Here is a 15715-nt window from a genome sequence, read left to right on the forward strand (position 1 = left end):
ACTAATGTGGTGAGCATACTGGTAATGCTTCTCTTATCGGCACGCCAACTTGCGGCCAGCCATCGGCTCGCCAATGTAAGTGGTTTATTCCTAGCCGTGGTGTGCTATCTGGATAATAGTGGTAACTAAAATAATCACTTCCACACGCATCATAAATACCGATATGCCCAGGACCATGGCGTCCAGCCTTTGTTGCAAAGAACAGACGATCTCCTGTAAACGGTCCAGTAATATCCTTTGAACGTGCGACGTAAACCGTGTAATCACTGTCAGTACTAAAGCAGCAACCGCCTTCATTCCAAAACAGATAGTAATAGCCATCCCGATAATGTAGATAGGCGCCTTCTTTGATGCCTTGTTTCAGCGGATAACCTAGCTGTTTAGGCGGTTGATAACCAGCATCCGATGTCAATGGCAAGCCAGTTTGGTTCTCTAGCCGCGTAACGAAAATCTGATCACGACTTGGGTCTTTACCGTAGCCACTGCCCCACAACAACCACAGATTGCCATCGGCATCCACGATAGGTGCCGTGTCAATCGCCGAAAACTGAATAGTGGCCGAATTACGGGTATTGTTAGCCACCAGACCACGGTCTTGCCATTGATAATTATCCGCACTTGGGTCAAGCGTTTTGTTGGTGCTTAAGCCAATGGCGCAGGGGGCTCCAGCGCCTTTACCGCATAGCGAATAGTAATACAGGTACTGATCACCGTAATGGATAATATCGGGTGCCCACAAGCCCTGGTTTTCACCGTGAATCACGGTGTTGACCCACCTCGGAAATCCATCCTTTAGCGGTGCGGGCTCATTACGCCAATGAATACCATCTACGGATGATTTGGCATATTCGTAACGGGTGCTATACACATATAAACGTCCATCTGAGGCAATGAGTCGTGATGGGTCATGCGACACAGTATCGCCTTCAGTGATTGCCTGCCAATCCTCAGTTTCAGCCAAAAACATCGGGTCTACGTTGGTAATCGGCGCAGCTTGATTACGAGTCGCTGCTAGTTGTCGAGCGCTACGGTCAAATATTGGGCCAATACTAAAACTAAACTGATAATGTTTTGGTGGCAGCAAATATGGCGCATGAGCTTTAGCGCCCCAACTATCGTCACCACCAACACCACTTTGGCGATAATCGATATAGACCTCTGTTAACGGGCGTTTTTTGATATCAGTGTAATGACGCTGCGCTTTGTGTATCCCTGCATCAAAATCGGCAATGGTTTGGTGTCGTGCCGTAAAATCAAAGGTTTGATAGCCCGTAAATTTAAGCCCTTCGCCAAGTTGATCTGTTATGGCGCTCCAACGTACATCACTGCGGTTGCCATTTTCTTGTGGCCGAATATAGGCAAAACCTAAGTCATCCACCAAACCTTGGTATAAACCAACAAAGGCCGCGGACTTGCGATCCTGATAATTCTCAAATGGACCGCGTCCGTAATAACTGACTTGGTCAAACTGTGCAGGCATTTGCAAACTGGTACCGATACGCGGCAATTCACTGAGTTGCTGAGCCCGTTGGGTGAGCGGCAAATCAAGCTGCAACAACAATTCGCCTGCCGAATTAATATGGTAGGTAACGTTCACCGTGCTATTTACCGTTGCCAGTTTTATCTGCTGTGTCAGCACAATTTCATTGGCAGCTTGTTTGCTGAGTTTTATACCTAACCCTTGCTGCTCACGCGTTGCTTGTTGCCACATTTGAGCTCGTTGTTGGAAGCTGCTACCAAAGTCATTGTCAGTCGGTGCTCGCCAAAAATTTAATTTAAGCGGTTGCAGCAACATCTCTTTACCATGCACAGCGTAACGACTTAAAAAACCTTGCGCATTAAATTGTAACTCCGCTGGTCCCGCTTGAATGGTGATGCTATGACTCTCGTGTTGTTGCAACGACAGTTTGCCGTTGTTAGCGGTCAGCCACTGCGGATTCGAACCTTGCTGCAATAGAATTTGCTCTTTTGCCGATAAAGTTCCAGCCTCAAGTAATCCATCATCAGCCTTATTACTGGCGTAAAACTCGATGAAATATTCCCTTCCAGTTGTAAGTTCACCCATTTCTTTGGCTAGGCTAAACTGCACTCGCTGTTGCGGCTCGGCCTCTAGTGTTAACTCGCCTTTTTTGGTTGTCACACCATCAGCTACTAACCGCCACTGAAGTTGGTAACTACTTAAATCCCTGAAGAAATTTTCATTATAAAGTTCAAATGTCATGCCATTGATTTGACGAAAATGCAGATTTTGATACACCTTTTTGACTTCAGCTAACGCAGGATGCGGTGTTCTGTCGGGGTTCACCAAACCATTGAGGCAAAAGTTATCATCGTTATGCACACCTTGCGGCTCAAAGTCACCACCATAGGCCCAAAACGATTTTCCATCAGCATCTTGTTTCACCAATCCTTGATCGACCCAATCCCAAATAAAACCGCCTTGGAACTGCGGTTCTTTGCGTACCATTTGCCAATCTTCTACTAAGTTACCGGAGCTGTTACCCATTGCATGCGCATATTCAATCCAGATAAACGGGCGTTTGGGTTTACTGTCGAGATACTGTTGAATATCGGCCAGCGGTGCATACATCCAACTGTAAATGTCAGTATGTGGCTGATGAAAATCGGTTGGGTGACGTTCTGCGCGTTCATATTGCACTAAGCGCGAATCATCTCTTCTTTTAGTCCACTGATAACCTTTAATAAATGCAGGGCCATCACCAGCTTCATTACCCAGTGACCAGAAAATCACTGATGGATGGTTTTTATCTCGCTCGACCATACGCTCAATGCGATCGAGATGCATCGCTTCAAACTCTGGTTTGTTGGCTGGCGTTTTATCCGAATCATATCCGAAACCGTGAGTTTCGATATTGGCTTCGTCAATCACATATAAGCCGTACTTATCGGCTAACTGATATAAATACGGGTCATTAGGATAATGAGAAGTGCGTACGGCATTGATGTTGTTTTGTTTGAACAACAGAACGTCTTGCAGCATAGACGCTTTGCTGACGACATGAGCTTCATGTTGATCATGTTCGTGACGATTAACGCCCTTAAACAGTACAGGTTGGCCATTAACCAGTACTTGTCCATCTTTCAGTTCTACACGGCGAAATCCAATTTTACTGCCGACAAACTGTGGTGATGACTGCTGAGCAGATACGGTTTTGCTGGTGTCAATAATACTTAGCACCAACTGATACAGATTAGGCGTTTCAGCTGTCCATGGCTTAATATCATGCAGGGTTAACTTCTGCTGTAATTCCTTACGGCTATTGGCTTCAATAGAAAATGGCCATTGCCGTTGGTAAACCACTTGGCCGTTACTATCGAGTAACTTCGCCATGAGTGTATGATGCTGGCGGGCTTGGTTACTGTGGTTGCTCAATGTAACGGACAAATTTAAAACGCCTTGCTTATAGTCATCCGTTAAACTGGTTTTCGCAAAATAATCGGCAACATGCAGCGGTGTTTGTTGGTAAATATAGACATCTCGTTCAATCCCGCTGACACGCCAAAAATCTTGGTCCTCCAAGTAACTACCATCGCTGTAGCGCAATACTTTTACTGCCAACTGGTTATTCCCAGATGTTAACGCCTTGCTGATATCAAACTCTGCCGGTGTTTTGCTGCCTTCGCTGTAACCAAGGTAATGACCGTTGAGCCACACATAGAACGCCGAGTTCACCCCGCCGAAATGCAAAATTTGTTGCATATTCTGCTGTGGATTATCCACGTTGAAATTGGTGACATACGCACCGGTTGGATTCTGTTTTGCTGGTACATAAGGCGGGTTAATTGGAAATGGGTATTCCATATTGGTGTAAATTGGATAATCAGTACTGTGCATCTGCCAGTCGGCAGGCACTGGTATCGTTGTCCATTCACGACTGTGGCGCCAAAACTCAGCGGGCACACTTTGTGGGTTAGCAAATAACTTAAACAGCCACGGACCATTAAGTAGTTGATAATAAGGTGATTGTGTGGGCTGATTAGTGCTCAGTTGTGTCTCATTCGCATAGGGAATAAAGCTCGCCTTGGCGGGTAAGGTATTTACTCGAAACACGCTTAAATCTTGCCACTCTGGAGACGTTGACGACTGAGATAAAGCCATTGCGTGATGCTCCTTCCCACTGATCATCTCATTCTGACACCCCATAAAAAAAGCGGACGCTATAACGCTAAACACTAACGTGAGATGTTGCACTGTGCGTTTATTGATGACTGCTAACACTCGTTTTTCCCCATTAATGTTATGGAAATACTGGACCACATTGCTTGTCATTAAGCTGTTTCATTAACTTAGGTGACGCCCATGTTTGCCAATCCGGTTTGAGTAAACCGTAGGCTTCCACTTCACCTTCTGTACGTTTATAGCCGGCCATTTGAGTTCCATTGAGTGGCCAATAGGCCCAACTCACCGGTGCATCATTGCCAAGAGAACAGAGATAAGTCTTAAAGGCTTCAACAAACTGATAGCGGTCTTTTGGGCAAGGCTTACCTTCAGCCCCGAGTTGAGTACATCCGCCCCATTCACTTAAATACAGTGGTGCGGTGTATGGCTTATTTGGCTCTAAAACAAAGCCCCAACGTTTGTAAGCGGTAGCAGCAAATAATTGAGGATTAGAGAGGTTTTCTGGAGGATGATTCCAAACATAATCGTGTGCTACATAAACAAGCTTATGGGGAGTATCGAGCTTAACAGGCTTGGTTTTCACCTCTGTTAAATCAACTTGCCAACGTAATCCACCAATCATGATCAGCAAATTGGGATTCTGTTTCAGAATAAGGTTACCTGCTTTCGTTGCTGCCGCTTTCCAATCTGTTTTAGCATCGCCACTGCCCCAAGTAGGTTCAAGCCCCATGGTCGGATCGGGACGGATCTCGTTACGCAGTTCTGCTGCAACAACAAACGGGCGGTCTTGATAGCGTTTCACCATAAAAAGCCAGTGTTCGAAATAACTTTCTGGTGAATATTCCTGGGAGTACCACAAGCCATCCCCATGGTCAGCGTCGCAGCACCAATCGCCGCGGCTCCGGTGATTATCCAACACCACCATCAATCCCGCATTACCGAGCGCACCAATGATGTCATCAAATACTGCGAGTGCTTTTTTGCCCTGCAACTGCGGATTCGCTTTGAGTAATCTACGTTCAACAACAGGATTTTTGGCCACCATTTCATTCGCCCATGGTAAGCGCACCGAGTTAAAACCACTGTCTTTGATGAGTTTGATAATCTTGGCGAGCGGTTGTTTATCTAGCCCACCCGGTGTTAATGCAGCAGCCTCACCACCAAACCAGTTCACGCTTTTAAGCAAAACCTTACAGCCTGCCGCATCAACAATATATTGCTGCTGCGTGGACAGCGGATAACTCACTTGGCTGCAATCCTTGGCCCATACGGTTGAGCACGCCAATGTAACAACAGTTAGCAAGCTGCACTTCAATAAAGATTTAACAAACATAGTCATTCCCTACTTAATCGGTTCCATTTACTTGTTCAGGTGTACTGGGATTGCTGGCGCAATACCCGTGAGTGATGGTTTAACTTCTTGAAGACTGCCATCTGCGTTAAAGCGCAGCGCGTCGATACACACTTCTCGGTGATAACCCGCAGCTTTACCCATGGTGATACCGTGTGGACGACTGAAGCGGTGGTAAACTATGAACCAGTTATTGGTCCCCGGTTGTTGGATGACTGCGTTATGGCCTGTAGCAAAGATCCCCTGCGTAGCATCCTGCTCGATCACTAAGTTATTTTGTGGGACTGTTAATGGGCCAAGCGGCGATTTAGCGGTAGCGTATCGGACACGATAACTTGGATCGCGGGTGTCGTTTTCCGACCACATAAAGTAGTAAGTACCGTTGCGATAAAACACTTCGGTACCTTCGCGATATGTTGCGTCTGGGGTTAGCAATTTGGTGGTGCCAGGTTTGAGGCTAAGCATGTCGTCACTCAGCTCTGCGACAGCCATATAACCGTTACCCCAATACAAATAATGTTTACCGCTAACTGGGTCGGTGAAAACATCAGGATCAATTTGCTGACCGCCAGCGACACCTTGAGGTAGTTGGTCAATCAGCGGTTTGCCTGAGTCAACAAATGGACCTTGCGGATTATCACTGCTCGCCACCCCAATTTTTTGTCCTGCTGAGAAATAGTAATAATAGCGGTATCCTTGCGCTTGCTTTACTTCAACGGCCGTCGGTGCCCATGCGCGACTGTCCGCCCAACTGACATCTTTGCCTAACTGCAAAATTTTGCCTTCGTTATGCCAATGGACTAAGTCATTGCTGGAAAAGGTTTCAAAGTAACTACCTGACCACCCGGTGAAGCCGTCACTAGTCGGATAGAGAAAATACTTCTGCAATTTACGAGAATAGAGAATTTCGGGATCGGCATAATAACCACGAATAATAGGGTTGCGCTCTAAGACGACAGTTTCTGGATAATCTTGAGGCTCATCTTTTCCTTTACCAGCAAAATAACTGTAAGAATAACCAATATTGGCACAGCTGGTTAGCGAAAGACTTAGCAACGGTACTACAAACATAAAACACAGAGAAGTTTGTTTCATCGGTTAGCTCTTTTGAAAAATTAATGGGTGTTACAACCAATCTTCCGACTCAACGGCCTTTGACGGTGACAGAGCTGGAAAAATGACATGCTATTTGTATTACATATAATAATGTAAACGTTTACATGCAAATGTAATTCAGGTGGTTTATGAGGATATTGATTTTGGTGGTGATGAAATTTTGGCTTAAGCTTGAACCGTTTACATATGGGAAAAGGGCCATTTACAGTGATGATAGCTTAATATTGCGCCATGATGCTTAGTTATAGTGCTTGTTGTGGGGCCATTTTTATCAAAGGACACTGCATATCTATGTAAATCTCCTGCACACTGTCGCTAACACAATTCGGCAACCATTCGTTGTGCAATCCTTGTTGACAGAAGTAGATAGTATTTACCAGCTTCAACATTTACCAATTGAATGATGTGATGGTTGTATCAATGTCATACTAAGTTACCCTGAAATAGGCATATCTATGAGTTCTATCATTGCAAGATTTCCAAAATTTATACGCATTGGGCGTGTTGTTCATTTCAAAAGGCGTGAGACTTTGCTCAATGATGGAGACGTCTGCCAAAATGTTTTTATTATCGAAAAGGGCATCGTTAGGTCTTGGTTCAATGGAGATGGTGACGATGTAACGTTTCAGTTTTACTTTGCAGGCGATGTAGTAGAGATTTTGATACTGTGGGGTTTGACCTTACTGCGGGTTTGAAGGATGCATTAATTTTTGAAACCGCATTCACTTCTTGTGGCGTTAAGCCTTCTGCAATTGCAGGAGCTAAAGACAACTTAGTTGCAGCAAATGCTAATGGGCTAGGGCATAAAGACTGGAGCGCGTTAACCGAAATATCACTCGTTTTTGCTGGCTTAGCCGAATAGTTATCAGCTGAAGGTGACGGCGTTAGCTCCACTACTCTCATGTTGTCATTTCTAAAATATAATCAGTGCTTCTTGAACAAGAAGATGACCTCTATCGATTAATCTTTGCTTGCTCATAGACTTGACTGAGATATTCGAAATTTTATAGACGCTTATGAACGTTCAGTAACGCCGTTTTATCCTAAATTCGCAACGTCTGTCACAGCATCCAAGATTGGAATCAATTCCAAAATCTAATTCAGTTAACACTAATAAAACTTTCTGAGGGAGATGAAGTTTAATTCGATGCATGTCCACTGTATCGTGCCAATTCCATTCATGCAAAAGGATCTCTAAATGTTTAAAGCACTTCTATTACAGCAAACTGAAGGTAAAACGAGCGCAAGCGTCACCGATGTTGACTATGAACAATTGCCTGATGGGGAGGTAACCGTCAAAGTTGCTTATAGTTCCTTAAACTACAAAGATGGCTTGGCTATTACCGGTTGGGGCAAAATCATTCGTCAGTTTCCTATGGTGCCTGGAATCGATTTCGTGGGACAAGTGGTGAACTCCTCAGACGTTCGCTATCAAACAGGAGATTGGGTTATTTTAACGGGATGGGGTGTAGGAGAAAATCATTGGGGCGGAATGGCTGAATTTGCGAAAGTAAAAGCCGATTGGCTGGTACCCATGCCTAGGGATTGTGATGTAACTAAAGCAATGATGATCGGCACTGCCGGTTTGACCGCTATGTTATGTGTACAGGCAATCATGGAAGACGATGTAACTCCTGATTCAGGTGCGGTGTTGGTAACAGGTGCTAGCGGCGGTGTTGGTTCCGCAGCAGTCACATTATTATCAGCTTTAGGTTATCAGGTGACTGCAAGTACTGGTCGTATAGAAAGCAATGGCGAGTTATTGCGAAAGCTTGGTGCAAATGATGTCATTTCCCGTGATGAATTTACCTCACCAGGCAGACCTTTAGATAAACAACGTTGGGCTGCTGTAATCGATACCGTAGGTGAACAGACGCTGGCCACAGCTCTCGCGCAATTAAAATACGGTGGTGTAGCCGCAATTTGCGGTTTGGTTGGTGGTTATAAATTACCCACTACGGTAATGCCATTTATTTTGCGAGGAATTAGTTTAAGAGGAATCGATTCAGTATATTGCCCTACAGATAAAAGAATAAAAGCTTGGAATCAAGCCTTGGATATATTACCGGAAACTTTCTATAACCGAGCCTGCCAAATAATTTCACTTACAGAAGTTCCTAAATTTGCTTTTGATATTATAAACGGCAATGTAACAGGTCGAACAATTATTAAAATTAGTTAGATAAAATTTAGTGAATTTTTGGAAGTGGTTCCAATGTGCTCAGTTAAACAAAAATATCTGGTAAAAACCAAGATAATTCCCACTTTTTTATATTAGTAAACAATAAATATTTATCGCGATTTATAATTCGCATTTTGGAATCAATTCCGTTTTTATTATTTCGATATCAACCAAAACAAGAAGGTGATATCGAATGAGCAAAATTAGTCTGCTTGAACGTCGGCAATTCATAAAAACTTTTGGCGCGGCTGCTGGAGTGGCCGCTGGTGCAGCTGTTTCGGGACCTGTGATGGCAGTTTCTTCATCATCCGTAGGTGTAAAATGGGATGAAGAAGTTGAACTGCTAATTATTGGCTCAGGTTTCGCTGGGCTTGCTGCGTCAATTGAAGCAACAAAACGTGGATGCAAGGATGTCCATATCTTTGAAAAAATGCCATATTTTGGTGGAAACTCCGCAATCAATGGCGGTCTTTTTGCGGCACCTGGTACACCGTTGCAACAAAAAGAAGGGGTCAAGGATTCGGTTGATATTATGGTTGCAGACCAAATTAAATCAGGTCGTGGCATTGCTGACGTTGCCTTACTTCGTCATGTGGCGTCTCACGCGGCAGAAGCGCTCCAACTAACAATTGATGCCGGTGCAGAATTCCATCCTTACTTACAACAACTAGGTGGCCATTCGGTTGCTCGAACATATCAAACGGCCGTTAGCTGTGGAGCTGGCATTACCCAGCCACTGTATAACGAATGTAAGCGCATCGGTGTTAAGACTCGAAATAGATCCAAATTTGAAGGTTTTCTATTAGGGCAAGATGGCAGTGTAGAAGGCGTGAAAATGCGCGTGGGCTATTACTTTGGCAAAGATGACTCAGGAGCGGTCAAAAATATCAGAGCCAAGAAAGGCGTAATTGTGGCAACGGGGGGGTTTGCTCAAAACGTTACCCTTCGCATGGCACAAGATCCAACATTGACTTCGGAAGTAGGTTGTACAAATGCTCCTGGAGCAACTGGCGAAGGAATGTATGAAATGTTCCGCCTAGGTGCGATTCCAGTGCATTTGGCTCATATTCAGTCTGGTCCGTGGGCATCTCCTGACGAGGGTGGCTTCGGTTATGTATCCAATTATTCGATTTTTAACTTCCCTCACTCTGTAGCGATTAACTGTAAAACTGGTAAGCGATTTATGAATGAAATTGCTGACCGGAAAACTCGTGCTGACGCAGAGTTGGCATGTCGTGATAGTCAAGGGAATCCGATGCCACCAATTTTAATTAGCAGTTTCAAGGACTCAAAAAACCATCCCAATACTGCTAAGGTCATCAAGTATAACGTCGGCTGGAAATTTGAGTCGCTTGAAGACATTGCAAAACATTTCAATGTCCCTGTTGAACCATTAAAAGCACAGATTAACGAGTACAACACTTATGTGAAAAATGGGAAGGATGAACAGTTCGGTAAAGATATGACCAAAGCTACCGAAATGGCGGGGCCTTTCACTGTCGTGCGCCTATGGCCCAAAGTTCACTACTGTCAAGGTGGTGTGAAAGTTAACACCAAAGCAGAAGTTATTGATAGTTTCAGCGGCAAACCGATTACCGGCTTGTATGCTGCTGGCGAGGTATGTGGCGGTATTCATGGCGTTAGCAGATTGGGAAGTTGTTCGATTCCTGAATGTATCGTAATGGGTATGACTGCGGCTCGCAGCGCATTGTCAGCATAATCACAATTCAGTGATCGGGAGATTTACAGATGAATAAATTAAAATTATTTGTAGCATTGATGCTAACAATGCTGTTTTCAATGAACTCAAATGCCATTGAGCAAAGAGAAGCGCACAAACAAGCAATTGGGAAAGACTGTAAGGTATGCCACGACCAAGGTATGAAGCAACCGCCTTCGGATACCACATGCCTTAAATGCCACAACATTGATGACTTAGTGAAAAAATCAAAACGTAGCGACGAAGACAAATGGCAAAATCCACATAATAACTTACATTACGGCAAAGACTTACCTTGCATCGAATGCCATGGTGAACACGTCAAGAAGCAGCCATTATGTAAAAATTGCCACACCTTCAAATTTGATAAGTTCCCTGGTTAGTTGTTACAACACTTAAAATAGTGGAAAGGCCCTATTAAAGGGCCTTTTCTATTCGTAACTCGCTACATATGCTTGGATCAGCGTTATAAGTGGCTCTATGGATTCACTCTGACAGGCCGGATTAACATATAGAGACTCATTAAATACAGGCAATATAGGTAATCGGTGCACATATGGATCTAAGACTTGCATCTTATTGTTAATGCGAAACTCTGCAATAGGCGCGATAACTATATCACTCTCAACAGCCATACATAGAGCTTCGGGTGACGGAGTTGAAAGTAACAAATTGATTGGGCGCATATTTAGTTGGTGGTTTGCAAAAACTTGAGCTCTAATCGGACAATTTTCAGGATAGAGTGCAACAGGTAGGTTTTCTCCGAGGTGAGCTTTCCCGTCCTTTGCAGCAACCCAACGGAAATTTCTCTCAAATAGCAAAGTACCATCTTTAGGGGGTTGCCAATGAGTTGCGATGATGAGGTCAAACTCTCCTCGGTCCAAGCGCTTAAACAAGTTGCCACTTACGTCGGTATCAATGACTAACTCGATGAAAGTAAATTCTCTAATAAAATCCAATAGACAACTACTGATGTAGCGAGTGATATAATCGGTTGGGATACCTAATCGAATTACTTCATGTGTAGGCCCAGAACGCAATTCATTGAGTGCTTTGTAATTGAGCTGCAACATCTTATGTGCATAACTTAACAACGTCTTACCTGCTTCGGTAAGAGAAACACCTTTATTATCACGAACGAAAAGTGGTTGGCCTACGATCTCTTCCAGTTTCTTAATTTGCAGACTGAGTGCAGACTGAGTGCGACACATCTTTTCTGCTGCCTTCGACAAATTTCCAGTCTCAGCAATTGCAACAAGACTTTCTAAAAGCTCAGTTTTTAACATGTCTATTGACTCCGCTAATGATGCTATAAGTATTACTCAAAGAACAAAAAAATTAAAGTGGTAGTATAGATGTATGGGGAATTATTGAAGTAGGCAGAACTAAAATGGCTAGTTGGGATGAGAGAGAAAAATATTTAATTAAAATTGCGAAAAAATGTCTTGTAGGTCACAAAAGTTTCGACTTATGTAGGTCACACCTTGTTTCCGCCAGCCAAATATCCAAAGGGACAATTTATAATCATTTTGTGTCAGAGTTTGATTTGATGGTGGCTATTGCTGAGGATTTTTATAATGATTTTCTAGAACAAGCTTTATTAGATGATGATAAATATTTATCACCTATGGATAGGTTTATATTTCACCATTGTAAAAGGCTTTATGATTCGCTTCGTTATAAAAGATTTACGATTGAAAGGGTAATGCCAAATTCAGATATATGTGAACAAGCAAGTTTACGATTGCAGATGAAGTTTGAAGAAACATATGCTACATATCAAAAATGGAACGAAGAAACTATTCAATTGATTGGTGAGGTCCCTGGATTCGACAGGAAGGAACTGGTTAAAAATTTCATAAGAGGAACAATGATAGATAGCGGAGATAGTGAAAAAGATTTCAATGATGTAAGTATTTATCAAAAATTTAGTTTTGCTATCATTAACTTATCGGGGCATTCCGATCATAGAACACCGACCAAAACTATCTTTGAGGATTGGCTTCATATGGTAAATAGTTTAGATGCAACTGATTATATTGGCTTAAACATTGAGCATAAGTGTGCAAGTTAGTGTATATCTCAAATATTGTTAAGTTGTATGTTTTAATTAAATAGTGCTAAATAACTCCTTCCCCCCTCTGGCAGGATAGTTGTCACCCCCTAAAATTTAACCAGTTGGGGGTTAAGGCTTGAATGTGCCGAGTTACAGTGAAGAGCGTAAACAAGAGATATTAAGCAAGTTATTACTGATCTGATCCAGTAATAGTGGACACTTTGCTAAGCACTATTTTTTAATTCAAAGTTTTCTGGGCTCAAATACCCAAGAGCACTATGCCGTCTGGTCCGATTGTAATCAACCTCAATGTACTCAAATACAGCTTGTCTCATTTGATCTCGTGTCATGAGCGGCTCATCTTGCAGCGCTTCAACCTTTAATGTGTGGAAGAAGCTTTCCACGCAGGCAGTATCCCAGCAATTTCCTTTACGGCTCATGCTTTGTACTAACTGATGTTTCTGAAGCAAAGCACGGTAATCATTTGCGCAGTATTGGCTGCCTCGGTCACTATGGACAATCACGCCGATAGGAAAGCTTCGGCGGAATAATGCCATCCTCAAAGCGTCACAAACAAGCTCCGATGTCATTCTACTTGCCATCGACCAACCCACCACTGTGCGAGAGTAAAGGTCAATAATGACAGCCAGATAGAGCCATCCTTCGTTGGTGTACAGATACGTGATGTCGCCAGCCCACTTCAGGTTCGGCGCATTTGCAGTAAAGTTCTGCTCTAGCAAATTAGGTGCGACTGGATGCTTGTGGTTGCTGTCGGTAGTGACCTTAAATTTCTTTGCAGCTTTTGGCACTAAACGCTGGCGTGACATGCTGTCCATAATAGTTTTGATGTCCGCCTTACAGTCATTATCCGCTAAATCTTGCTGAATACGCCGTGCGCCATTGCGCTTCTTGGAATCGTCAAAAGACGCTTTAATCAGTACATCACGGGCCGCACGCTTAATCGCTCTTGGGCTCAGCGTCATGCCGTTCTGCCGCCAGGTGTAATACCCACTACGCGATACCTTGAGCACCTCCACCATTCGCTTGAGAGAAAAACGGTGCTGATGCTCGAGGATGAACTCAAATCTGGCTACTTTTGGTTCTTCGCGAAGTAGGTGGCCGCCTTTTTTAGTATGGCCAAATCTTCCGCTTGTTCAGCAAGTTGGCGTTTAAGCCTTGCGACCTCGGCAGCAAGTTCTGCCTCTCTAGACGTAGTATTGGATTTTTTCTCGGCACTAGAGCGCCAATTGTAGAGCTGGGATTCGTAAAGATTAAGCTCACGCGCTGCTGCGGCTACACCAATCTTCTGAGCGAGCTTCAGTGCTTCGGCTTTAAATTCTTGTGTATGGATTTTGCGGGGGGTCTTTGTTGACATACTTCACCTCAATAAGCGAGTTTACTCACTTAGCGAGATGTCCAAAAGTACCGGATCGGATCATTATCTGATATGCCATATATTTCGTAATCCGAAATGACGATAAATCGCTCGCCCTCCTAACTCAGAAATGTCCAGAAACGTGTTTCAGCGGATGGTCAAGAAATGACAGCGGATGGTCAAGAAAAATCATAAATGCCTAGCGAGTAGTGAGCTGTGCGAGCGTCAGGAGTGGCTTTATTATTTTACTTTACCATCATTCCCTTAAATACCCTTTTGGCAGGGTGATGGGTTTCACGCAGTGAGGCCATCGCCTTGCTAAGCCTTCATGGATAAAAAACGTACACACCATTATACATAGTATGTACGATTTAAATATTCACAAAAGGCATTACTAGTAAAGGGCTTTCACTCACTCACACGCAAATAGACATAGTTTTTACTGTATACTCCCAGTTGAGTCCTTTTTTTATCCATGTCAGAACGCTTAAAGTGTCGCTAACATATGAGCTTTTAACGCGGCAAAGTCTGCTGGAAGTTCCGCAGATAAGATCTCTTTATCTGCAACATCTGCCAGCGCTTTAGGCAATGGTAAGTCTGTTCCCAACTCTCGGTCGACAACATCCTTAAACTTAGCAGGATGCGCCGTGGCTAAGAAGATACCGCGCTCATCATCCTTCATCGTCATATTCAATGCTTCAGCCGCAATAGCAGCATGCGGTTCAGACTGATAACCCAAAGCTTGCAAAGACTGCAACGATTGGTGCGTTTGTGACTCAGACAAGGCCACGCCAGTCAGATCTGTCAGCGGCCATTTCATTTCAGCAAAAATCGCTTCTACACGAGGCCAGTTAGACGGTTCAGCAACATCCATCGCATTCGACATTGTTGCCACCGTATGGCGTGGCGCCCAGTCACCAAAACTTAAATAACGCGGTACCGTATCATTGCTGTTAGTGGCAGCAACAAAACGCTTCACTGGCAGTCCCATCGCTTTGGCAAACAGCCCAGCGGTGAGGTTACCGAAGTTACCGCTGGGTACACAGATAACCGGATCATCTTGATGTTGCTGACGATAGCGAGTCACCGCCTCAAAGTAATAGCAGATCTGTGCTAACAAGCGGCTGATATTGATTGAGTTGGCCGAATTCAGATGCAAACCGTCGCGTACTTCAGGATCTTCAAAAGCTTGTTTCACCAAGGTCTGGCAATCATCAAAATCTGACTGTACTGCCACTGTATGAATATTGTCGCCCAAAGTAGTAAACATCTTTTCTTGCAGCTCACTGATTTTGCCCTTTGGATACAGCACCATCACCTGCACTTTTTCCAAACCGAAAAACGCATCAGCGACGGCGGCACCAGTATCACCAGAGGTTGCTGTCAGGATGGTAATTTTGTCATCGCCACCAAGAGCATTCAGGCATTGGGCCATGAAACGTGCACCAAAATCTTTAAAGGCCAAGGTCGGCCCGTGAAACAGCTCTAAACTGCTACGCTTTTCATCAACCTCGACTAACGGCAACGCAAAGTTAAACGCATTATCGACCAGTTGATCGACTAACGGTTGACCCAGTTCATCTGCTAGCCATGCACCCAAAATCACTTTACAACGATCAACAAACGGTAGCGCAAGTAACGCTTCAACATTGTCTAAGCGCGGTATTTTTGTAGGGAAAAACAGGCCACGATCCATCCCTAGGCCAAGCTTTACCGCTTCAGCAAAGTTCACCCGTTGGGCAGGATGTTTTAAGTTATAGAGTTCCATAATGCT

Annotated in this window: 12 protein-coding genes; 6 read left to right on the forward strand and 6 right to left on the reverse strand. The window is 44.0% G+C overall.

Annotated elements, in window-relative coordinates; translation table 11 throughout:
- Position 1: 1 nt before the first annotated feature.
- The 3 genes from lacZ to HR45_RS07100 form a co-directional block, all read right to left on the reverse strand.
- Complete coding sequence (lacZ, locus tag HR45_RS07090; RefSeq protein ID WP_052074577.1) at positions 2 to 4120, reverse strand: beta-galactosidase, LacZ type; 4119 nt, start codon at positions 4118 to 4120, stop codon at positions 2 to 4.
- 139 nt (positions 4121 to 4259) lie between these two features.
- Complete coding sequence (locus HR45_RS19020) at positions 4260 to 5474, reverse strand: glycoside hydrolase family 5 protein (protein ID WP_052074578.1); 1215 nt, start codon at positions 5472 to 5474, stop codon at positions 4260 to 4262.
- A gap of 27 nt (positions 5475 to 5501) precedes the next feature.
- Entirely contained in the window at positions 5502 to 6587 is a 1086-nt protein-coding gene (locus tag HR45_RS07100; RefSeq protein ID WP_052074579.1) for a family 43 glycosylhydrolase, read from the reverse strand.
- A 476-nt stretch (positions 6588 to 7063) separates the two neighbouring features.
- Here HR45_RS07100 and HR45_RS19800 point away from each other — a divergent pair, with 476 nt between their 5' ends.
- The 5 genes from HR45_RS19800 (at position 7064) to HR45_RS07120 (ending at position 10893) form a co-directional block, all read left to right on the forward strand.
- Positions 7064 to 7303, forward strand: a complete 240-nt coding sequence (locus HR45_RS19800) for a cyclic nucleotide-binding domain-containing protein (RefSeq protein WP_052074580.1) — start codon at positions 7064 to 7066, stop codon at positions 7301 to 7303.
- Complete coding sequence (locus HR45_RS19230; protein WP_206537889.1) at positions 7276 to 7470, forward strand: hypothetical protein; 195 nt, start codon at positions 7276 to 7278, stop codon at positions 7468 to 7470. Before HR45_RS19800 ends, HR45_RS19230 begins: the two co-directional genes overlap by 28 nt.
- A 336-nt stretch (positions 7471 to 7806) precedes the next feature.
- A complete protein-coding gene (locus HR45_RS07110; RefSeq protein WP_037441197.1) occupies positions 7807 to 8790 on the forward strand; it encodes an MDR family oxidoreductase in 984 nt (327 codons plus the stop codon).
- A 193-nt stretch (positions 8791 to 8983) separates the two neighbouring features.
- A complete protein-coding gene (gene ardA / locus HR45_RS07115) occupies positions 8984 to 10510 on the forward strand; it encodes an acrylate reductase flavoprotein subunit ArdA (RefSeq protein ID WP_037441198.1) in 1527 nt (508 codons plus the stop codon).
- Positions 10511 to 10539: 29 nt separating this feature from the next.
- Positions 10540 to 10893: a cytochrome c3 family protein gene (locus HR45_RS07120; RefSeq protein ID WP_037441199.1), complete on the forward strand. Its 354-nt coding sequence runs from the start codon at positions 10540 to 10542 to the stop codon at positions 10891 to 10893.
- A 48-nt stretch (positions 10894 to 10941) separates the two neighbouring features.
- Here HR45_RS07120 and HR45_RS07125 read toward each other — a convergent pair whose 3' ends face one another.
- Positions 10942 to 11796, reverse strand: coding sequence for a LysR family transcriptional regulator (locus tag HR45_RS07125; protein WP_037441201.1), 855 nt, complete (start codon positions 11794 to 11796; stop codon positions 10942 to 10944).
- Positions 11797 to 11900: 104 nt separating this feature from the next.
- Between HR45_RS07125 and HR45_RS07130 the strand changes: the two genes are divergently transcribed.
- The gene (locus tag HR45_RS07130; protein ID WP_052074581.1) at positions 11901 to 12584 is read left to right on the forward strand and encodes a TetR/AcrR family transcriptional regulator; all 684 of its coding nucleotides are present in this window, start codon (positions 11901 to 11903) and stop codon (positions 12582 to 12584) included.
- 206 nt (positions 12585 to 12790) lie between these two features.
- Here HR45_RS07130 and HR45_RS07135 read toward each other — a convergent pair.
- Both HR45_RS07135 and thrC read right to left on the reverse strand, forming a co-directional pair.
- Positions 12791 to 13941 (reverse strand): IS3 family transposase gene (locus tag HR45_RS07135; protein ID WP_156104028.1). Its coding sequence is split into 2 segments (ribosomal slippage): positions 12791 to 13698 and positions 13698 to 13941, totalling 1152 coding nucleotides; the frame shifts between segments, so codons are not numbered across the junction.
- Positions 13942 to 14428: 487 nt separating this feature from the next.
- Positions 14429 to 15709, reverse strand: a complete 1281-nt coding sequence (gene thrC, locus HR45_RS07145) for a threonine synthase (RefSeq protein WP_037441204.1) — start codon at positions 15707 to 15709, stop codon at positions 14429 to 14431.
- Between the last annotated feature and the right edge of the window lie 6 nt (positions 15710 to 15715).

This window comes from Shewanella mangrovi, from assembly GCF_000753795.1.
Taxonomy (GTDB): Bacteria; Pseudomonadota; Gammaproteobacteria; order Enterobacterales; family Shewanellaceae; genus Shewanella; species Shewanella mangrovi.